The organism is Vogesella alkaliphila (assembly GCF_014652475.1).
Lineage (GTDB): Bacteria > Pseudomonadota > Gammaproteobacteria > Burkholderiales > Chromobacteriaceae > Vogesella > Vogesella alkaliphila.
Map to the genome: position 1 here is coordinate 1 of NZ_BMYW01000014.1, position 18,601 is coordinate 18,601.

An 18,601-nucleotide genomic window follows, 5' to 3' on the forward strand; every position below is an offset into this window, starting at 1 on the left:
TATTTGGCTTGGCCAGACACTTACACCTATCGGTTATTCGTTCTGTTAAAGAGCAGTGCTGAACCGCGTTTCGTTTGCGGCGTCAGCTAAGGAGGCGAACTATAGCGAAGCCACCAAACCACGTCAACACCTGATAGCGTGTTTTTTGCGAAAAAACCACAAGCCATTGATTTTAATAGGCTGCAATTCTGAAAAAATCCGGAACCACACGCCGGACCGGCTCTGCTACGCTGGACACCCTACCCCATCCAACATGCAAATACCCATCAACCCATGCAACGACACTGGCTTTTCGATCTCGACGACACCCTGCACCACGCCGGCGCGCAGGTCTTTCCGCTGATTACGCTACGGATGACCAGCTACATCATGCAGCATCTACAGGTTGACGAAAACGAGGCGCACCGCCTGCGCAAGCTGTACTGGCGGCGCTATGGCGCGACCCTTGGCGGCCTGGTCAGGCATCACCGCATCGACGCCGACCATTTCTTGCGCAGCACCCATGACATGGCCGAGCTACTCCCCCTGATCGACAGCAGCAACCAGCTACCGCAGTTGCTGAGCCGCCTGCCGGGACGCAAGTGGGTGTTCTCCAACGGTCCGCAACACTATGTAGAGGCGATGATCGAACACCTGCGCATCGGCCATCTGTTCGAGGAGGTTTTCGGCATCGAACGCTTCGGTCATCCCAAGCCGCGGGTCGCCGCTTTCCGGCGGGTGCTGCGTCAGAGCGGCATTGCCGCCGAGCGCTGCATCATGGTGGAAGATTCTGCGGCCAACCTGCGCACGGCACGACAGCTGGGCATGCGGACGGTGTGGGTCAGCCAGCAGAAACGCAAGCCGTGCTGGGTCGACTACCGCATCGGCAGCCTGAGCCAGTTGCCGCGCCTGGCGTTTAGCGACGGTGCTGCTGTCTGAGCGACAGCAACAGGCAGGCAAATGCCCCCAACGGCCACAAGTCGGCCACCAGATCGACCAGCGCGCTCATGTTCAACAGATGGCCGTAGCTCCAGCGGAACAGCGACAGCACGTCGGACTGCAGACCGGACAGCGGCCAGAACGACACCACCAGTTGTGACAGCAGCAGGCACAACATGGCGGCCACGGTTTGCGGCCAACGTTGGCCGCGCGTCACCGCCCACACCAGCAACAGGCCGCCGAGCAGGCCCAGCGCGACGTTGAGATTGACCCACTGGAAGAACAGCGCCGGCTTCAGCAACGCACCGGCAGTGACCAGTTTCAGCACGATCACCGTCAGCAGGAAGTAGACGATGGCGCGCAGCTGGTACTGGCGCCGGCTCAGGAAGCAGGTCAGGAACAACAGGCTGCCGGCGAGATTGAGCATCGCGCTACCGCCTTCGATCAGCATCAGGAATAGCTGCGGATCCTGCAGCGGCGAGATATACGGCTGCGGCAGCCCCTCCGGCAACACCACCATGCCGAACAGCGGAATCGCCGGATTCAGCTGCGTCAGGAACCACAGCCCGATCAGCAGCAAGGCGTAGTCGGCACTGCTGTCGCCGACGAACCAGCGCCGGCGCAACGCCTTGCCCTGCGCCCAGAAGCGGGAAAACAGCGGAAAAGTCGCCAGCGTCGCACCGCAGGTGGCGCCGCCGACGTTGTACAGCACGTCAAGATTGGACGCGACGCGCAGCGGCAGGAACTGCTGCAGCGTCTCCACCAGCACGCTGCTGACACTGGCCACCACCATCGCCAGAGCCCAGCCCTGCCACTTGCGACGCGGCACCAGCGCCAGGCTGAAGCCGTAGGGAATGTAGATCAGCAGGTTGACGGCATTGTCGAAAAAGCGGGTGTAGTACGGCAGCGGGTAAAACAGGAAGTCGAACAGCGGCAGACCGGTATCCTGCCAGCCGCTAAACGGGTAGGCGCTGAGGAACACGATCAGTGCGGCATTGATCAGTGCCGCGTGCAGCGCGACATGGCTGCGATCGGAAGCAGGAGAAACGGAAGCGGAGCTCATCGGAATCGTCTGGCCAGGCAAGCGGTTCAGGCCTGCGCCTCCGACCACACGCCCTCGTGGAAGAAGCGGCGATAGCGCGTCAGCCACGGCGCGATGTCGTAGCCATGCTGCGCCAGCCAGGCCGGATCGAAGTAACTGTTGAGATAGCGGTTGCCGTCGTCGCACAGCAGCGTGACGATGCTGCCGCCCTGACCGTTACGCTGCATTTCCGCTGCCAGCTGGCAGACACCGTAGAAATTGGTGCCGGTGGAGCCGCCGCACTTGCGCCCAAGCACCTCTTCCAGAAAATGCACGGCGGCGTAGCTGGCGACGTTCGGCACGCGGATCATGTGATCGACCACGCCGGGAATGAAGGACGGCTCGACGCGCGGGCGACCGATACCCTCCACCCCGGAGCCGCCGCTGCACTGCTGGTCGCGCTGGCCACTATAGTAGCTGTCGTAGAACACCGAGTTTTCCGGATCCACCACGCACACCCGCGTCGCCAGGCGCTGGTAGCGCACGTAGCGGCCAAAGGTGGCACTGGTGCCGCCGGTGCCGGCGCCGCACACGATCCACTCCGGTACCGGATGCGGCTCCAGCGCCATCTGCCGGAAGATGGTATCGGCGATATTGTTGTTGCCGCGCCAGTCGGTGGCGCGCTCGGCGTAGGTAAACTGGTCCATGTAGTGGCCGTCCAGCTGCTCGGCCAGTTGTCGCGACACGTCATAGATGGTGGCCGGATCGTCAACCAGGTGGCAGCGCCCGCCGTAGAACTCGATGGCGCGGATTTTCTCGACCGAGGTGCTGCGCGGCATCACCGCGATGAACGGCAGGCCCAGCAGGCGGGCGAAGTAGGCCTCCGACACCGCGGTACTGCCGCTGGACGCCTCGATGATGCTGGTGCCGGCCTTGATCCAACCGTTGCACAAGCCATAGAGAAACAGGGAGCGCGCCAGGCGGTGCTTGAGGCTACCGGTCGGATGGGTCGACTCGTCCTTGAAGTAGAGCTGGATGTCGGGCAGGCCCGGCAAGGGCAAGGGAATCAGGTGCGTATCGCTGGAGCGATTGAAGTCTGCCTCGATCTTTTGTACCGCCTGCGCCACCCAGCTGCTCATCGTCATCTCCTTGGAATAGGCGCATTGTACCCGAGTCATGCAAAAAGGGCGCCGCAGCGCCCTTTTTCATGCCAGCCGCAGCCGGTCGATCAGAACTTCATGCCGATACCGACACTGGTCACCAGCGGGTTGATGTCCAGGGTACCGACATTGCCGCCAGCAACGGAGGAGTCAACCTTGGTCTTGATCCAGATTTTTTTCATGTCCAGGTTCAGGAACAGGTCCTTGGTCAGCGGCATGTCCATGCCGACCTGCAGCGCAGGACCGAAGCTGTTTTTCTTGATGGACAGGCCGAGACCGGAATCATCCTTGAAACCGTAGAAGCGGGTGTAGTTGATACCGGCACCGGCGTACGGGCGGAACTGGCCTTCCGGATTGAAGTGGTACTGCAGGGTCAGTGTCGGTGGCAGCACTTTCACGGAACCGACCTTGGCGCCACCAGCGGTGATGTCGTGCTTGGACGTACCCAGGATCAGCTCGGCACCGATGTTGTTGGTGAGCATGTAGGTGAAGTCCAGCTCGGGAATGGTGTCATCCTTGACATCGACATTCAGCTGTTGCAGCACGTCGTTTACCGAAGTCTGCGGATTTACGTTAGCAATACGCAAACGTGCGATGATGTCGCCCTGTGCCGCGAAGGCACCGGCGGACAAGGAAGCCAGAATGGCGGCGATAGCGAATTTTTTCATGGTTATCTCCAAGCAAGTTCTGCGAAAATTCTTCTTGTTCGCCAAAGCACTCTTAATTGACCAGCAACTTGTCGAGCACGGCGAAGACGTGCGGCAAGAATAACCTTGCCCCGAGACAGGGTTTTTGCGTTAGATCATGAAACGATCATGAAATACCACGACCTGCGGGACTTCATGTCCCAGCTTGAATCGCAAGGCGAGCTCAAGCGCATCAGGGTGCCGGTATCGCCGCACCTGGAGATGACCGAAATCGGCGACCGCGTGCTGAAGGCCGGCGGCCCTGCCCTGCTGTTCGAGCAGCCGCAGCAAGGCAACAAGCGTTACGACATCCCGGTGCTGGCCAACCTGTTTGGCACCCCCAAGCGGGTGGCGATGGGCATGGGTGCGGCCGACGTGATGGAATTGCGCGAAATCGGCAAGACCCTGGCCTATCTGAAGGAGCCGGAGCCGCCGAAGGGCTTGCGCGACGCCTGGGACAAGCTGCCGCTGCTGAAGCAAGTGCTGTCGATGGCGCCGAAGGAAGTGAAGAAGGCGCCGTGCCAGGACATCGTGTGGGAAGGCAACGAGGTGGACCTCTCCCGCCTACCGATCCAGCACTGCTGGCCGGGCGACGTGGCGCCGCTGATCACCTGGGGGCTGACGGTGACCCGCGGCCCGCACAAGAAGCGGCAGAACCTGGGCATCTACCGCCAGCAGGTCATCGGCCGCAACCGCGTGATCATGCGCTGGCTGGCGCACCGCGGCGGCGCGCTGGACTACCGCGAATTCCGTGCGGCCAACCCTGACACCCCCTACCCGGTGGCGGTGGTACTGGGCTGCGACCCGGCCACCATCCTGGGCGCGGTGACCCCGGTGCCGGACACGCTGTCCGAATACCAGTTTGCCGGCCTGCTGCGCGGCAGCCGCACCGAGCTGGTGAAGTGCATCGGCTCCGACCTGCAGGTGCCGGCCAGCGCCGAAATCGTGCTGGAAGGCCACATCCACCCGAACGACATGGCGATGGAAGGCCCGTACGGCGACCACACCGGCTACTACAACGAGCAGGACAGCTTCCCGGTGTTCACCATCGACCGCATCACCATGCGCGAGAATCCGGTGTACCACAGCACCTACACCGGCAAGCCGCCGGATGAGCCGGCAGTGCTGGGCGTGGCGCTGAACGAGGTGTTCGTGCCCATCCTGCAAAAACAGTTTCCGGAGATTGTGGATTTCTACCTGCCGCCGGAAGGCTGCAGCTACCGCATGGCGGTGATCAGCATCAAGAAGCAGTACCCCGGCCACGCCAAGCGCGTGATGATGGGCTGCTGGAGCTTCCTGCGCCAGTTCATGTACACCAAGTTCATCGTGGTGGTGGACGACGACGTGAACACCCGCGACTGGAAAGAAGTGATCTGGGCGATCACCACGCGCATGGACCCGGTGCGCGATACCACGCTGATCGACAACACGCCGATCGACTACCTGGACTTTGCCAGCCCGATTTCCGGGCTGGGCGGCAAGATGGGGCTGGATGCCACCAACAAGCTGCCGGGCGAAACCAGCCGCGAATGGGGCACGCCGATCGTGATGGATGCCGGCACCCGCCAGCGCGTGGACGAACTGTGGCAGCAACTGGGCCTCTGACACGCCGCCGCAAATAATTGTGTTCCCCCGGACAGGGCGCGTTATCATCGCGCCCTGTCCGTACTTACCCTGGAGATCCCACCATGATTAATGCCAATTCCCGCCAGCGCCTGAAACGCCTGAAACCCCGCCAGCGCAAGAAGCTGCGCGTTGGTGAGTTCCAGGAACTGGGCTTTACCGTGATCGCCAACCTGAAAGAAGACGCCGCTGCCGGCGCCCACGACGGCCTGCTGGATGCCTGGCTGGACGCGGTCGAGCAGCAGGGTGTCAGCTTCGGCGGCCACTTCAGCGACGGCCAGCTGGACGGCATCGTGTTCCCGATCAACGGCGTAGCGGTCACCGCCGAGATGCGCAGCGCGCTGAACGCCTGGCTGCAGGCACGCACCGAAGTCAGCGACGTGGAATGCAGCGAGCTACTGGACGTGTGGCACAGCGCCTGGTAAGGCTGCGGCCAACCCTGGCCCCATGAAAAACGCCTCCGCATTGCGGAGGCGTTTTGCCATGCGCGTCAGGGCGCGGTCAGCCGGCGGCGCGCGTACAGCAGCAGGCCGTCGGCCAGATGCTGGCACAAGCGCGGCGCGCGCGACGAAGGTTGGCCGCACAGCGGCGACGGATCGCCAGCCGCCGCCAGCGTCTGGCACAGCGCCAGCTGTTCGTGCTGCCACGCCAGCCAGTCGGCCTCGCCGCGGCGTTGCAGGCGCTGGTACTGCTGCGGCCACGGCGCACCGGACTGCAGGGTGCGCCAGCCGAAAAACAGCAGCGAATGCCACAGGGCAAAGCTGCTGCGGCACTGGCGGCGGCACAAGGCCGGCAACACGGCGTTGACCGCCAGCAGCAAGGGCAACAGGGGCGGGATCATGGGACCTCCTTTTTGTGCAACGCACAAAACCGGTATAAACCGCTTCTGCCGTCTTGCCAAGGCCCTTCGTCACATTGCCCCCTCCGTTGCCCGCCCCATCGAATCGGCACAAAAAAAAAGCGCCCCCTGCGGCAAACCGCACGGCGACGCCCTATAAAGGGACCTGCAAACTTACAGGCTGACCCAGCGCGGGCTGGTCAGCGCTTCCGGCTGCAGCAGCTTGTCCAGCTGCTCGCGCGTCAACAGGCCGCGACGCAGCACGATGTCGTAGACGCTGCCGCCGTTGGCATGCGCCTCGGTCGCCACTTCGGTGGCGGCGGCGTAGCCGATGTAGGGGTTCAGCGCCGTCACTAGGCCGACGGAACGGTGCACGGTGTCCAGCAGGTAGTCGCGGTTGGCGGTGATGCCGACCACGCAGTTTTCGCGCAGCGTGTCGCAGGCCGCGGTCAGGTGGCTGACGCTGCGGAACAGGCTGTAGGCGATCACCGGCTCGAAGGCATTCAGCTGCAGCTGGCCGGCCTCGGCCGCCATGGTGACGGTCATGTCGTTGCCGATCACTTCATACGCGACCTGGGTCACCACTTCCGGGATCACCGGGTTGACCTTGCCCGGCATGATGGAGGAACCGGCCTGGCGCGGCGGCAGGTTGATCTCGCCGAGACCGGCGCGCGGGCCGGACGACAGCAGGCGCAGGTCGTTGCAGCTCTTGGACAGCTTCACCGCCACGCGCTTGAGCACGCCGGACAGCTGCACGAAGGCGCCGCAGTCCTGGGTGGCTTCGATCAGGTTCGGCGCGGTCTGCAGCGCGATGCCGGTCAGCGCCGACAGCTTCTCGCACACCAGCGGCGTGTAGTCCGGGTGGGCGGTGATGCCGGTGCCGATGGCGGTGGCGCCGAGGTTGATCTCCAGCATCAGCGCGCTGGCCTCGTACAGGCGCTGCTCGTCCTCGCCCAGCATCACCGCGTAGGTGCGGAATTCCTGCCCCAGCGTCATCGGCACCGCGTCCTGCAGCTGCGTGCGGCCCATCTTCAGCACGTCGCCGAATTCGTCGGCCTTGTCGTCGAAGCTGTCGCGCAGGCGGGCCATCGCCGCCAGCAGACGCTGCACGCCCCAGAACGTCGCCAGACGCAGCGCGGTCGGGTACACGTCGTTGGTGCTCTGCCCCATGTTCACGTGCTCGTTCGGGTGCAGGTACTGGTACTCGCCCTTGCCGTGGCCGAGGATCTCCAGCGCGCGGTTGGCGATCACCTCGTTGGCGTTCATATTGGTGGAGGTGCCGGCACCGCCCTGGATCACGTCGACCACGAACTGCTCGTGCAGCTTGCCGGCGCGGATTTCCTCGCAGGCCAGCACGATGGCGTCCTTGTGCTTGCCGTCGAGCAGGCCCAGCTGATGGTTGGCCTGCGCCGCCGCCTGCTTGATCACCGCCAGCGCACGGATCAGGTCGCCGTAACCGGCGATGGTCTGGCCGGTAATCGGGAAGTTCTCGATGGCGCGCAGGGTATGCACGCCCCAGTAAACGTGGGTCGGGACCTCGCGGTCGCCGAGCAGATCGTGTTCAAGACGGGTAGCCATGGTGTGGTTCTTGTGTGGGGAAGGATGGCCGCCACTGTAGCGCCGCCGTGACAGCCCCGACCAATTCCGAATGGCGATAGGATGATGCAGGATTTGCATGATCGTCGATCACGCTGTCAATACGCGATCAAAATACAAGAACATGCGGCCAACCTTGCGCCAAGGTTGGCCGCAATCCCGCTGTCGCGATGCGCTACACCGCCGGATAGCGCGCCGCCAGCTGCTGCCACAGCGCATCCAGCGCCGGCAGTTCGCGCCGTGCGTCGCGGTAGACGCGGATCTCCATCGGCAGTGTCCACTGCTCGCCGCCGGCGGCCCGCAGCTGGCCGGCCGCCAGCTCACGCTGCACCGCGCTGTGCGGCAGGAAGGCGACGCCGTGCCCTTCCAGCACCATCGCCTTCAGCCCCTCGGCCATGTCGGTCTCGAAGCACTGCCGCAGCGCGCAGACCGCCGGCGCCCGCTCCAGGATCAGGTCGGTCATGCGCCGGAAGTAGGCGTTCGGGCCGTAGCCGAGAAAGGGCAGCGGCGTCGCGCTGCTGCCGGGCAGCTGCCACTGCGGCTGGCCGTCGGGCAAGGCGCGCGCGAACGGCCCCAGCGTCTCGCTGCCCAGGCGCAGGCCGGGATAGCGGCCGGCGCTCAGCTCCACCGGATGGCGCGGATGGTGGTAGCACAGCAGCAGGTCGGCATTGCCCTCCACCAGCGCCACCACCGCGTCGTGCACGTTGTGCGCCAACAGCCGCCACGACACCTCGCCCAGCGCCGCGCGCTCGTCCGCCAGCCAGCGCGGCACGAAGCCGAACGACAGCGTGTGCGGCACCGCCAGCGTCAGCGTGGTGCCGTCCGCCGCGTGCAGGCCGCGCAGCAGGGTGCGGGTGCTGGACAGCTCGCCGACCAGCTGCCGCGCCTTGTCCAGCAGCAGCTCGCCGGCCGGCGTCAGCCGCGTCGGCCAGGTGGTGCGGTCGATCAGGTCGGCGCCCAGCCACTGCTCCAGCGCCTTGATGCGGCGCGAGAACGCCGGCTGCGTCAGGTGGCGCAATTCGGCGGAGCGGGTAAAGCTGCCGGTCTCGGCCAATACCAGAAAGTCTTCCAGCCAGCGGGTTTCCATAGCACACCTCCTGCAATGGCCAGCAGCGTAAACGCTCTGCCGGCCGCACGCAAAAAAGGTTGGCCGCATGATCTCTCATGCGGCCAACCTTTTTAATCTCGTCACGGGCGCTTTCAGTCGCGCTCCAGCTCCCACAGCGCCGACTGCAGCGACTCCATGCGCGCATCCAGCGCGCTGCGGGCGTCGGCCAGGGCGCGGTTGTAGATCGCCGGGCCGATGCGCCCGGCGACGAACAGCAGCAGCGACTGCGCGTCGAACGCGCCCAGTTCCACCCCGAACTCGCTGTCCAGCTGGCGCTGCAGCGCGGGGGCCAGCTCGGCGAGCTGGGCGGGGCTGAGGAAACGTTCGTCGCGACTCATGGCAAGACTCCGGAATGACGCGCTGCCGCCGGGCGGCGGCAGCGCAAAACGCGCAGTCTATCAGCCCTGCTTGGCCAGCGCCGGCTGCAGCTCGACGTCCTTGCCGTCCTGCGGGTCGATATCGTCGTCCTCGTCCAGTTGCGGCAGGGCGGCGGTCAGTTCCTTCTCGGTCTTGGCCACCACGCAGGAGGCGATGGCGTTACCCAGCACGTTGGTCGCGGAACGGCCCATGTCCAGGAAGTGGTCGACGCCCAGGAGCAGCAGCAGGCCGGCTTCCGGGATGTTGAACTGCGCCAGGGTGGCGGCGATCACCACCAGCGACGCGCGCGGCACGCCGGCCATGCCCTTGGAGGTCACCATCAGGATCAGCAGCATGGTGATTTCCTGCGACAGCGTCAGGTCGATGCCGTAGGCCTGGGCGATGAAGATGGCGGCGAAGGTGCAGTACATCATCGAGCCGTCGAGGTTGAACGAGTAGCCCATCGGCAGCACGAAGCTGGCGATGCGGTCGGAGCAGCCGAAGCGCTTCAGGCGGTCCAGCGTCTTCGGATAGGCGGCCTCGGAGCTGGCGGTGGAGAAGGCCAGCAGCGCCGGTTCGCGGATGGCGCGCAGCAGCTCAATGACGCGGCCCTTCAGGAACAGCGCGCCCATGCCCAGCAAGGCCAGCCACAAGAGGCCCAGCGACAGGTAGAACTGCGCCATGAAGCTGCCGTAGGTGGACAGGATGCCCAGGCCCTCTTTCGCCACCATGCCGGCGATCGCCGCGAACACCGCGAACGGCGCGAAGTTCATCACGTAGCCGGTGACCTTCAGCATGATGTGGGCGACGGCGTCGATGGCGTCGATCAGACCACGGGCCTTGTCGCCGATGGCGGCGGCGCCGGTACCGAAGAACAGCGAGAACACCACGATGGCGAGGATCTCGTTCTTGGCCATCGCGTCGAACACGCTCTTCGGAATCAGGTGGCTGATGAAGTCCTTCAGCGTCAGCGCGCCCTTCTCGATGCCGGAGCTGGCGGTCACGTCCGGCAGCGGCAGGCCGAGGCCGACGCCCGGCTTCAGCAGGTTCACCATCACCAGGCCCAGCAGCAGCGACACCAGCGACGCGGTGACGAACCAGCCCATCGCCTTGGCGCCGATGCGGCCAACGGTGGCGGAGTCGCCCATGCGCGCAATGCCGACTACCAGGGTGGAGAACACCAGCGGCGCGATGATCATCTTGATCAGGCGCAGGAAGATGTCGGTCAGAACGGACAGATTGTCGGCGAAGGATTTGATGGCTTCCGGGCTGCCTGCCAGCTCGCGCCAGCCGTAACCGGTGATGATACCCAGTACCATTGCGGCCAGGATCATCGTTGTCAGTCGATTGAGTTTCACGGGGACTCCATGCATATGAGGGTCAATAACACTTTCGTGGAACCGGGCGGGCCCGGTGTACCGGCATCTGGCGTGCCGTTGTCTGGGCTGCGATATAGCACGCGCCATGCCAGCGCCGGCCAGCGCCAACGTCCTGATTTGCAAGGCGATAAATCGGCGACCCCTGCCGCGGCAACGGCAAGCCGAACAGCCACCCGATCGGCATCCGGATTTCCGAACGCGCAACCGCCGCCGCACAGCCATAAAAAAACCGCCCGTCATGGCTTGCATGACGGGCGGTTTGATGACGGCGCCGCTTCAGTCGCCGCTGGCGGCCTGCGCCACCCAGTCGGCGGTGTGCGCCGCCGCCTTGAATTCGTGCACCACCTGCTGCAGCTCGGCGAAGGCGCGCGGCGCGTCCAGCGCGGCGCAGGCGTCGCGCAAGACCGCCAGATGGCCGGCCAGCTCCGCCGGCGGCAGGTGGTACTCCTGCGCGCGCATGATGCGCGGATGGTCGGTGGCCAGCACGCCGTCGCCGATCAGCAGCTCCTCGTACAGCTTCTCGCCCGGGCGCAAACCGGTGCAGCGGATCTCGATGTCGCCGTGCGGATGGTAGTCGTCGCGCACCTCCAGCCCGGACAGGTGGATCATGCGCCGCGCCAGGTCCATGATCTTCACCGGCTCGCCCATGTCCAGCACGAACACGTCGCCGCCCTCGCCCATCGCGCCGGCCTGGATCACCAGCTGCGCCGCCTCGGGGATGGTCATGAAGTAGCGGGTGATGTCGGGATGGGTCAGCGTCACCGGCCCGCCGCTGGCGATCTGCTGCTTGAACAGCGGCACCACCGAGCCGGAGCTGCCCAGCACGTTGCCGAAGCGCACCATCACGAAGCGGGTGCGGCTGCCGGCGGCGTGGCGCGCCTGCAGCGTCAGCTCGGCCAGGCGCTTGCTGGCACCCATCACGTTGGTGGGCCGCACCGCCTTGTCGGTGGAAATCAGCACGAAGGTGGCGACGCCGGCCTCCTGTGCCGCCTGCGCGCAGCTGTCGGTGCCGAAGGCGTTGTTGACGATGCCGGCCACCGGATTGTGTTCCACCATCGGCACATGTTTATAAGCCGCCGCGTGGTACACCGTCTCCACCGCGAATGCCTGCAGCACCGAGGCCAGCCGCGCGGTATCGGTGACGCTGCCCAGCACCGGCCGCCGCTCGATCGCCGGCGCCAGCCGCGCCAGCTCCTGGTCGATCGCGTACAGCGCGTATTCGGACAGCTCGAACAACACGATGCGCGCCGGACGGTTTTTCACGATCTGGCGGCACAGCTCGGCGCCGATGGAGCCGCCGGCGCCGGTGACCATCACCACCTTGCCGCGGATGTTGGCCGCCAGCAGCTCCGGCTGCGGCGGCACCTGGTCGCGGCCGAGCACGTCGTCGATCTCCACCTCGCGCAGTTCTTCCACCCGCACCTCGCCGGACACCAGGTCGGCCATGCCCGGCAGGCGCTTGATCGGCACATGCAGCGTTTCCAGCTGCTCCAGGATCTGGCGGTGGCGGCCGCGGCTGGCCGACGGCATCGCCAGCAGGATTGCCTCCGCGCCGCTGTCCTTCAGCAGCTGCGGCAGGGTCAGCGGGTCGTGCACCGTCAGGCCGCGGAAGGTGCGGCGCCACAGCTGCGGGTTGTCGTCGACAAAGGCCAGCGGCCGGTATTCACGCCCCTCGTGCAGGGCCGCCATCAGCTGCAGCCCGGCCCGGCCGGCGCCGTAGATGATCACCGGCCGCCGCGGCGCGTCCAGCGCGTCGATGCGACGCACGATGCCGCGCAGGAAAAAGCGGCTGCCGCCGATGTAGGCCATCGCGAACACCCAGAAGATCACGATGGCGGTGCGCGGGAACGGCGCGATGCCGGCCATCAGGATCACCGCCATCAGCAGCAGCACCGACAGCGACACGCCGACGAACACGGTGTACACGATGCGGTCGTCGAGGAACTTCAGCACCGCGCGGTACAGGCCGAGCTTGATGAAGATCGGCAGCACCCACAGCGGCGGCACCGCGAAGATCCACAGGTACGGGTCCAGCTTCGGGTCCCAGTTGCCGCCCAGGCGCAGCAGCACCGCGCTCCACAGCGCCAGCGGCAGCAGCAGCGCGTCCAGCAGCATCAAGAGCGCCATCTTGTGATGGCGCGAGAAGGAAAGCAGTTTTTCCAGCATGTTGTTCCCAAGGTTGGCCGCAAACCGGGCCGCAAGCCTAGCGCGACACGATCTTCAGCAAGGTGGCGAGGATGATCTGAACATCGCCCCACAGCGTGTAGCTGCGCGCGTACTGCACGTAGTAGTCCAGCTTCTGCGGCAGGATCGATTCGACGTACATCTTCTCCGCATCGGCCGCTTTGCCGAGCAGCTCGTTCTCGTCGATCATGCGGATCGACGCCCAGTCGGTAATGCCGGGGCGCACCGACAGCACGATCTCCCGTACCCGCGCCGGATACAGCGCCACGTACTTCGGCACCTCCGGCCGCGGGCCGACCAGGCTCATGTCGCCGAACAGCACGTCCAAGAGCTGCGGCAGCTCGTCCAGCTTGGTCTTGCGCAGCAGGCGGCCGGCGCGGGTGACGCGGGCGTCGGCGCCCACCGTCAGCTGGCCGGCGGCCTCGGCATTGATCTGCATGGTGCGGAACTTGTGGATGCGGAACAGCTGGCCGCCACGCCCCACCCGCACCTGGCGGAAGAACACCGGCCCCGGCGAATCCAGCTTCACCCACAGCGCGATGGCCAGCAGCAGCGGCCAGATCAGCCACAGTCCGGCCAGCACCGCCACCAGGTCGAACAGGCGCTTGACGGTCGGCGAGCCGTGGGTAGCGGCCAGGGTTGGCCGCAGGTTATCAGGCAGCCCAAAGCTGCTGCGCGACTCGTCTGCGGCGTTGGCCAGTGCTCGCTCCCTCGCTGTACCGTTCGTACTATCTCGGTCGCTGCGCGCCGTCCGCCTTGCATCCGCGCCGCTCGCGACGCTTTGCTTGTTTTCTGGCTTGTCGCTCATCACTTGCCCAGCACTTCACGCACCGCGGCGATGACGCGGGTCTGGTCGTCGTCCGTCATGCGGGTGTACAGCGGCAGCGTCACCTCGGCTTCGAACGCCGCGTCGGCCACCGGGAAGTCCTCGCGCTTGAGGCCGTAGCCGTCACGCCATACCGGCTGGCGGTGCAGCGGGATGAAGTGCACCGAGCAGCCGATGCCCAGCTCTGCCATGCGCACGATGAAATCATCGCGGCTGATGCCGGCTTCCGGCTTGAGGCGCACCGGATACAAATGCCAGGCGTGGTTGCTGCCTGCGTCCTGCGGGCGAGCCGGCAGGATCAGCGGCAGGTCGGCCAGCTCGCGATCGAAGCGTGCGGCCAGGGTTTCGCGCTTGGCCAGGAAGGCATTGATCTTCCTCAGCTGATGGATGCCCATCGCCGCGGCGGTATCTGGCATGTTGTACTTGTAGCCGGGGGCGACCACCTCGTAGTACCAGGCCGGGGTCTTGGAGGTGTAGCGGTCGAAGGCGTCGCGGCTGATGCCGTGCAGGCGCATCACCTTGCAGCGCGCGATGATGTCCTTGTTCTTCGACACCACCATGCCGCCTTCGCCGGTAGTCATGGTCTTGTTGGCGTAGAAGCTGAACACCGTCACATCGGAATCCAGCGTACCGATCAGCTTGCCCTTGTACCAGGTGGGCATGGCGTGGGCAGCGTCTTCCACCACTTTCAGCCCGTGCTCGCGGGCGATGGCGATGATGGCGTCCATGTCGCAGGCGAGGCCGGCGAAGTGCACCGGCATGATGGCGCGGGTCTTCGGCGTGATCGCGGCGCGGATCGCGTCCGGGCGAATGTTGAAGGTCACCGGGTCCACATCCACGATTACCGGGTGCGCGCCGAGGTAGCGCACCACCTCGGCGGTGGCGGTAAAGGTATAGCTGGGCACGATCACCTCGTCTCCCTCTTTTATTCCCACCGCTTCCAGCGCCAGGTGCAGGCCGGCAGTGGCGGAGTTGACGGCAATCGCCTCCACGCCATCGCCGATGAATGCCGCAAAATCGGCCTCGAACTGCTTGGTCTTGGGGCCGGTGGTTACCCAGCCGGAACGCAGCGCGTCGACCACTTCGTTGATTTCGTCATCACCGATGTCCGGCAGCGCAAACGGTAGAAATTTCTGTTCAGCCATTATGTTGTCTTTCGTTTATTCATTCCGGCCGGTTACACCCGCCGGTTAATCATCCTTACGGCCAACCTTGGCCTCGGTATTTAAGCCGTAGCCCGGATAAGCGCAGCGCATCCGGGGATGCGCACGCATTATCGCGTCGGTCATTCACCACCGTGCCAACATCTTCCCCGGATGCGCCTTCGGCTTATCCGGGCTACCTGTTACTTGAGCTTGTCCGCCAGGCGCTTGCCTATCTTCTGCGTCGGCAATTCCACCAGGCGGTTGATGGCCACGGCCATGTACCAGGTGGCCAGCAGGGCAATGGCTACCATCAGCCACCACGGGGTGCCGTATTGTGCCAGCGCGAACAGGATGGCGTAACCGGCTACCGAGTGGCAGACGTACCACGCATAACTGACACCGGCCACGCGGGTGAGCAGCGGCGCGGCCACCAGCTGCGGCCGGAAGGCGCCGGCCAGGAACAACACGATGCCGATGCCGTAGCTGGCATACAGCTGCAGCGAGCCCCAGTTGGTAACCCACACGAACAGCGCCAGCAGCGCGATGAAGTGCGCCGCCGTCTCCAGCTTGCCGGCCTGGCCGGTGCGGTAGAAGTACAACCAGCAGCCGGCGAACATCAGCGGGAAGTAGCAGACGATGGTCTGGAAATTGTTGGGAGCAGCAAAGCGTGTCAACCACGCCACCAGCGGCAGCAGCAGCCAGATTGCCCACTTGATGCGCCGGCCGGTAAGCGCGAATGCCGCGCCCAGCATGGCGTAGAACCACAGTTCCACCTTCAGCGTCCACATCACCGGATCAATGTTGCGTCCACCCAGCCAGTCCTGGAAGGCAATGCTGGCGTGGCCCAGCACATCGGCGCGGGTGACATCGAATTCACCATCCGGCAGCCAGGATGCCAGCCACAAGGCGGCAACCGTCAGCGCCAGCCCGGCCCAGTAGGTGGGGTAGATGCGGAAGAAGCGCGATACCGCGAAGCGCGCTGCGCCCATGCGGGTGAGCGACAGCGGAATCAGCAGCCCGGAAATCAGCAGGAACAGCCCCACGCCCACCGCCCCCAGGTTGAACGGCAGCACGAAGGAGGCACCGTGGTAACCGTCGATCGGTGGCAGGTTCATCACCTCGGCAATGCGATCACGCCGCTGCCAGAAAATCTGCGTGTAGTGGAACAGCACCACGGCCAGCATGGCCAGGCCGCGCAAGCCGTCGGCAAAGTCGAAGCGGATGTGTTGTTGGCTCATGCTGTTCTCGTTGTCTAAAGGTTGGCCGCAAGCTTTCTCCGGGCGCATTTCCCCGGATGCGGTTCCCCGGATGCGCCGGTGGCTTATCCGGGCTACGCCATGCTTTGCAGGAAGCGTTTGGCCAGCACCGCATAGTCGTGCTTGGCCAGCACGTAAGCTTTGCCGGCAGCGCCCATGCGGCCGCGCTCGTTCGGCGTAAGTGCCGCCATGCGCCGCAGCGCGTCGGCAATCGCCGCCGGGTCTTCCGCCCCCACACTGATGCCGGCGCCGGCCTCAGCCACCATGTCATTGCCGGCTGCCACCGAATGCACTACCGGCTTGCCGGCCATCATGTAGTCGAACAGCTTGTTGGGGTTGATGCCGAAACGGTAGATGGGCAGCTTGCGCCAGCCGATGTACAGCGCGTCGCACTCGGCCAGGAAAGCCGGCACCGCGCGCTTGGCAATCGACGGCAGGAAGGTGACGTTGCTCAGCCCCAGCGCCTGCGCCTGGCTCACCAGTTCCGCCTTGTCCGGGCCATCGCCCACCAGCACGATGTGCAGCTGCTGCGCCGCATCCTGCTGCAGCTGGCTCGCCGCCTGCAGCAGGAAGTCCAGCGCGTTGGCCAGGCCGTGGCCACCGGCGTAGCCGACGATGAAACGCTTGTCGGCCTTCAGCTCTGCCAGACGCATGCGGAGCTCGGTCGGCAACGGCTCGCTGGCGCCCTGCCACTCGGCCACGTCCACGCCATTGGGAATCACCACGTATTTTTCCGGCGCCATGCCATGCGCCAGCATGTAGTCCTTGGCGCACGGCAGCATCGATACCACGGTATCGGCCTTGCGGTAGCCGAAGTCTTCCGCCCACTGCAACAGGCGGATGAACGGATGCTTCGGGCTCATGCCCCCCACTTCCACCGGTGTCAGCGGCCACAGGTCGTGCACCTCGTACACCAGCTTCGCCCCGGTCTTGCCGGCAATGAAGGCCGCCGGGATGGTATCCAGCGGGTAGGTGGAGGAGGCAATCACCACGTCCGGTCGCCATTGCTTGAGGTAGCGCCCGGACAGGCCCATCACCCGGCCGAGGAAGCGGAAGATGTTGATCACCCGCTTCAGGCCGTTGCCTTCGTACTTCGGCGTCTTGCACCAGGTGTAGCGGATGCCGGCGATGTCCTCGTCGGCGTAGTTGGCCGCCAGCGTCGGGTTGTGCTGGCGCAGGTGCGAGTAGTCGGCCGCCAGCATGTGCACTTCGTGGCCGGCCTTCACCCATTCGCGGGCCAGGTAGTAGGGGCGGAATTCCATGCCGTGCCGCGGACTGCCGGCGTAGTGGTTGATGTAGAGAATGCGCACGTTATCGGATCGGGTTCGGTTAAGGGGTCAGCGAGATCAGGCCGGCGGCGATGTTGATCATCAGCGCCAGCACCGTGGTGTTGAAGGCAAACGACAGCAGGCAGTGCAAGGTGCCGATGCGACGCATCGCGCGCGAGCTGAGCGCGACGTCCGCGGTCTGTGCCGAGGTGCCGATCACCACGGAAAAGTAGAAAAAATCGCCGTAATCCGGGATTTCCTGGCCGGGAAAATCCAGTCCCGGCGGCTCGCGGCGATGGCGAGCCAGAAAATAGCTGTGCGCGTAGTGCAACGCGAACACGGTCTGCGTGAACAGCCACGAGGTGACGATGGTCAGCCCGCCCAGCCCGATATGGCCCAGACGCTGCACCCCGACCGCCTGCCGTGCCAGCGACAACTCGACCACAATGGCCAGCAGGCACACCAGCGCCGACAGCCCCACCAGCAGCAGCAGCACGCGCCGGCCCTCGTCCTGCACCAGCGCGTGGCGGTGGATCTTGTCGCCGTCGCTTTGCCGCATCATGTGCAGGGCCAGCAGCAGGTAGAGGCCGGCGCCGCCGTTCCAGCCGACCAGGAAGGCGGTCAGCGGTGGCATCGGGTTGAACCACGGCACCAGCCACGCCAGCAGCACGCCGAACAGGATGGCGACCAGCAGGCGCGGATGGGCGCGCAACAGGCGCAGCGGCAGGCCGCTCCGGGGGCGCATCATCGCAGGCTCCGTTCAGGCAGGCGGTTCACGGTTCCAGCCCGGCGCCGCGCTGCATGCGCTTCCAGTCGTTGCGGGCGAACCACACGCCCAGTATCGACCAGATCATGCCGTCGCTCATCAGCCGTTCCGAGGTCGGGATCGCACCGCTGTAGGCCCAGTTCATGCCCACCATCAGGCAGGCCAGCGCCATGCCCTTGCTGGCGAGGCCGTAGGCGAACAGGAAGCGCAGCTGGCCGCCGGCGGCGACGCGGCGCCAGCGCGCGTAGTCGTCGTCGCGCAGCTTCGCGAACCACGCGTTGCTGCGCAGTTGCCAGATCGCGTACACCATCGCCACCACCAGGTGGGTGGCGACATTGCCCGCCGTCAGCGGCATGTCGTACAGCCCCCAGTGCAGCAGGGTAAACAGCAGCCCCAGCGGCAGCGACACCAGCAGCAGGGTTTGCGGGGCGGTTTGCCAGTTCATTTTGTCTCCTTCATGTCGTCACCTG

General features: G+C 65.2%; 18 protein-coding genes. 3 read left to right on the forward strand and 15 right to left on the reverse strand.

Features of this window, described 5'->3' with window-relative positions:
• Positions 1 to 273: 273 nt before the first annotated feature.
• Positions 274 to 918: a pyrimidine 5'-nucleotidase gene (locus IE100_RS15485; RefSeq protein WP_189375435.1), complete on the forward strand. Its 645-nt coding sequence runs from the start codon at positions 274 to 276 to the stop codon at positions 916 to 918.
• Here IE100_RS15485 and IE100_RS15490 read toward each other — a convergent pair.
• The 3 genes from IE100_RS15490 to IE100_RS15500 form a co-directional block, all read right to left on the reverse strand.
• Positions 896 to 1,981 (reverse strand): VanZ family protein, encoded by a 1,086-nt coding sequence (locus IE100_RS15490; RefSeq protein ID WP_189375438.1) that lies wholly within the window; start codon positions 1,979 to 1,981, stop codon positions 896 to 898. The two genes, IE100_RS15485 and IE100_RS15490, sit on opposite strands and share 23 nt — an antisense overlap.
• Before the next feature lie 26 nt (positions 1,982 to 2,007).
• Positions 2,008 to 3,078 (reverse strand): PLP-dependent cysteine synthase family protein, encoded by a 1,071-nt coding sequence (locus tag IE100_RS15495; protein WP_189375440.1) that lies wholly within the window; start codon positions 3,076 to 3,078, stop codon positions 2,008 to 2,010.
• 89 nt (positions 3,079 to 3,167) lie between these two features.
• Positions 3,168 to 3,767, reverse strand: a complete 600-nt coding sequence (locus tag IE100_RS15500; protein WP_189375442.1) for an OmpW/AlkL family protein — start codon at positions 3,765 to 3,767, stop codon at positions 3,168 to 3,170.
• Positions 3,768 to 3,914: 147 nt separating this feature from the next.
• Here IE100_RS15500 and ubiD point away from each other — a divergent pair, with 147 nt between their 5' ends.
• Together ubiD and IE100_RS15510 are read left to right on the forward strand one after the other, a co-directional pair.
• Positions 3,915 to 5,390 (forward strand): 4-hydroxy-3-polyprenylbenzoate decarboxylase, encoded by a 1,476-nt coding sequence (gene ubiD / locus IE100_RS15505; protein ID WP_189375444.1) that lies wholly within the window; start codon positions 3,915 to 3,917, stop codon positions 5,388 to 5,390.
• 83 nt (positions 5,391 to 5,473) lie between these two features.
• The gene (locus IE100_RS15510) at positions 5,474 to 5,833 is read left to right on the forward strand and encodes a YggL family protein (RefSeq protein WP_189375446.1); all 360 of its coding nucleotides are present in this window, start codon (positions 5,474 to 5,476) and stop codon (positions 5,831 to 5,833) included.
• A 65-nt stretch (positions 5,834 to 5,898) separates the two neighbouring features.
• Here the strand turns inward: IE100_RS15510 and IE100_RS15515 are convergent, their stop codons facing one another.
• The 12 genes from IE100_RS15515 to IE100_RS15570 form a co-directional block, all read right to left on the reverse strand.
• Positions 5,899 to 6,249, reverse strand: coding sequence for a hypothetical protein (locus tag IE100_RS15515; RefSeq protein WP_189375448.1), 351 nt, complete (start codon positions 6,247 to 6,249; stop codon positions 5,899 to 5,901).
• 171 nt (positions 6,250 to 6,420) lie between these two features.
• Complete coding sequence (gene aspA / locus IE100_RS15520; protein ID WP_189375449.1) at positions 6,421 to 7,824, reverse strand: aspartate ammonia-lyase; 1,404 nt, start codon at positions 7,822 to 7,824, stop codon at positions 6,421 to 6,423.
• A 193-nt stretch (positions 7,825 to 8,017) separates the two neighbouring features.
• Complete coding sequence (locus IE100_RS15525; protein ID WP_189375451.1) at positions 8,018 to 8,929, reverse strand: LysR substrate-binding domain-containing protein; 912 nt, start codon at positions 8,927 to 8,929, stop codon at positions 8,018 to 8,020.
• A 113-nt stretch (positions 8,930 to 9,042) separates the two neighbouring features.
• On the reverse strand, positions 9,043 to 9,288 hold the full coding sequence (locus IE100_RS15530; protein WP_189375453.1) for a DUF2164 domain-containing protein: 246 nt from the start codon (positions 9,286 to 9,288) through the stop codon (positions 9,043 to 9,045).
• A 60-nt stretch (positions 9,289 to 9,348) separates the two neighbouring features.
• Complete coding sequence (locus IE100_RS15535) at positions 9,349 to 10,665, reverse strand: dicarboxylate/amino acid:cation symporter (protein WP_189375455.1); 1,317 nt, start codon at positions 10,663 to 10,665, stop codon at positions 9,349 to 9,351.
• Positions 10,666 to 10,962: 297 nt separating this feature from the next.
• Positions 10,963 to 12,852 (reverse strand): polysaccharide biosynthesis protein, encoded by a 1,890-nt coding sequence (locus IE100_RS15540; RefSeq protein WP_189375456.1) that lies wholly within the window; start codon positions 12,850 to 12,852, stop codon positions 10,963 to 10,965.
• A gap of 37 nt (positions 12,853 to 12,889) precedes the next feature.
• On the reverse strand, positions 12,890 to 13,678 hold the full coding sequence (locus tag IE100_RS15545) for a sugar transferase (protein WP_229800416.1): 789 nt from the start codon (positions 13,676 to 13,678) through the stop codon (positions 12,890 to 12,892).
• Positions 13,678 to 14,841: a DegT/DnrJ/EryC1/StrS family aminotransferase gene (locus IE100_RS15550; protein ID WP_189375458.1), complete on the reverse strand. Its 1,164-nt coding sequence runs from the start codon at positions 14,839 to 14,841 to the stop codon at positions 13,678 to 13,680. Before IE100_RS15550 ends, IE100_RS15545 begins: the two co-directional genes overlap by 1 nt.
• A 200-nt stretch (positions 14,842 to 15,041) precedes the next feature.
• Entirely contained in the window at positions 15,042 to 16,079 is a 1,038-nt protein-coding gene (locus tag IE100_RS15555) for an acyltransferase family protein (protein ID WP_189375460.1), read from the reverse strand.
• 92 nt (positions 16,080 to 16,171) lie between these two features.
• Positions 16,172 to 17,407, reverse strand: a complete 1,236-nt coding sequence (locus IE100_RS15560) for a glycosyltransferase family 4 protein (protein ID WP_189375462.1) — start codon at positions 17,405 to 17,407, stop codon at positions 16,172 to 16,174.
• A 19-nt stretch (positions 17,408 to 17,426) separates the two neighbouring features.
• A complete protein-coding gene (locus tag IE100_RS15565) occupies positions 17,427 to 18,113 on the reverse strand; it encodes a DUF1345 domain-containing protein (RefSeq protein WP_229800417.1) in 687 nt (228 codons plus the stop codon).
• A gap of 25 nt (positions 18,114 to 18,138) precedes the next feature.
• Positions 18,139 to 18,576 (reverse strand): hypothetical protein, encoded by a 438-nt coding sequence (locus tag IE100_RS15570; RefSeq protein WP_189375464.1) that lies wholly within the window; start codon positions 18,574 to 18,576, stop codon positions 18,139 to 18,141.
• Between the last annotated feature and the right edge of the window lie 25 nt (positions 18,577 to 18,601).

What these genes read in the sequence shown, in the direction of transcription:
- IE100_RS15525 (WP_189375451.1), bottom strand. Translation starts at nt 8,929, where the DNA reads ATGGAAACCCGCTGGCTGGAAGACTTTCTGGTATTGGCCGAGACCGGC.
- IE100_RS15545 (WP_229800416.1), bottom strand. Translation starts at nt 13,678, where the DNA reads ATGAGCGACAAGCCAGAAAACAAGCAAAGCGTCGCGAGCGGCGCGGAT.
- IE100_RS15540 (WP_189375456.1), bottom strand. Translation starts at nt 12,852, where the DNA reads ATGCTGGAAAAACTGCTTTCCTTCTCGCGCCATCACAAGATGGCGCTC.
- IE100_RS15500 (WP_189375442.1), bottom strand. Translation starts at nt 3,767, where the DNA reads ATGAAAAAATTCGCTATCGCCGCCATTCTGGCTTCCTTGTCCGCCGGT.
- IE100_RS15565 (WP_229800417.1), bottom strand. Translation starts at nt 18,113, where the DNA reads ATGATGCGCCCCCGGAGCGGCCTGCCGCTGCGCCTGTTGCGCGCCCAT.
- IE100_RS15555 (WP_189375460.1), bottom strand. Translation starts at nt 16,079, where the DNA reads ATGAGCCAACAACACATCCGCTTCGACTTTGCCGACGGCTTGCGCGGC.
- IE100_RS15530 (WP_189375453.1), bottom strand. Translation starts at nt 9,288, where the DNA reads ATGAGTCGCGACGAACGTTTCCTCAGCCCCGCCCAGCTCGCCGAGCTG.
- ubiD (WP_189375444.1), top strand. Translation starts at nt 3,915, where the DNA reads ATGAAATACCACGACCTGCGGGACTTCATGTCCCAGCTTGAATCGCAA.
- IE100_RS15550 (WP_189375458.1), bottom strand. Translation starts at nt 14,841, where the DNA reads ATGGCTGAACAGAAATTTCTACCGTTTGCGCTGCCGGACATCGGTGAT.
- aspA (WP_189375449.1), bottom strand. Translation starts at nt 7,824, where the DNA reads ATGGCTACCCGTCTTGAACACGATCTGCTCGGCGACCGCGAGGTCCCG.
- IE100_RS15570 (WP_189375464.1), bottom strand. Translation starts at nt 18,576, where the DNA reads ATGAACTGGCAAACCGCCCCGCAAACCCTGCTGCTGGTGTCGCTGCCG.
- IE100_RS15495 (WP_189375440.1), bottom strand. Translation starts at nt 3,078, where the DNA reads ATGAGCAGCTGGGTGGCGCAGGCGGTACAAAAGATCGAGGCAGACTTC.
- IE100_RS15515 (WP_189375448.1), bottom strand. Translation starts at nt 6,249, where the DNA reads ATGATCCCGCCCCTGTTGCCCTTGCTGCTGGCGGTCAACGCCGTGTTG.
- IE100_RS15510 (WP_189375446.1), top strand. Translation starts at nt 5,474, where the DNA reads ATGATTAATGCCAATTCCCGCCAGCGCCTGAAACGCCTGAAACCCCGC.
- IE100_RS15490 (WP_189375438.1), bottom strand. Translation starts at nt 1,981, where the DNA reads ATGAGCTCCGCTTCCGTTTCTCCTGCTTCCGATCGCAGCCATGTCGCG.
- IE100_RS15485 (WP_189375435.1), top strand. Translation starts at nt 274, where the DNA reads ATGCAACGACACTGGCTTTTCGATCTCGACGACACCCTGCACCACGCC.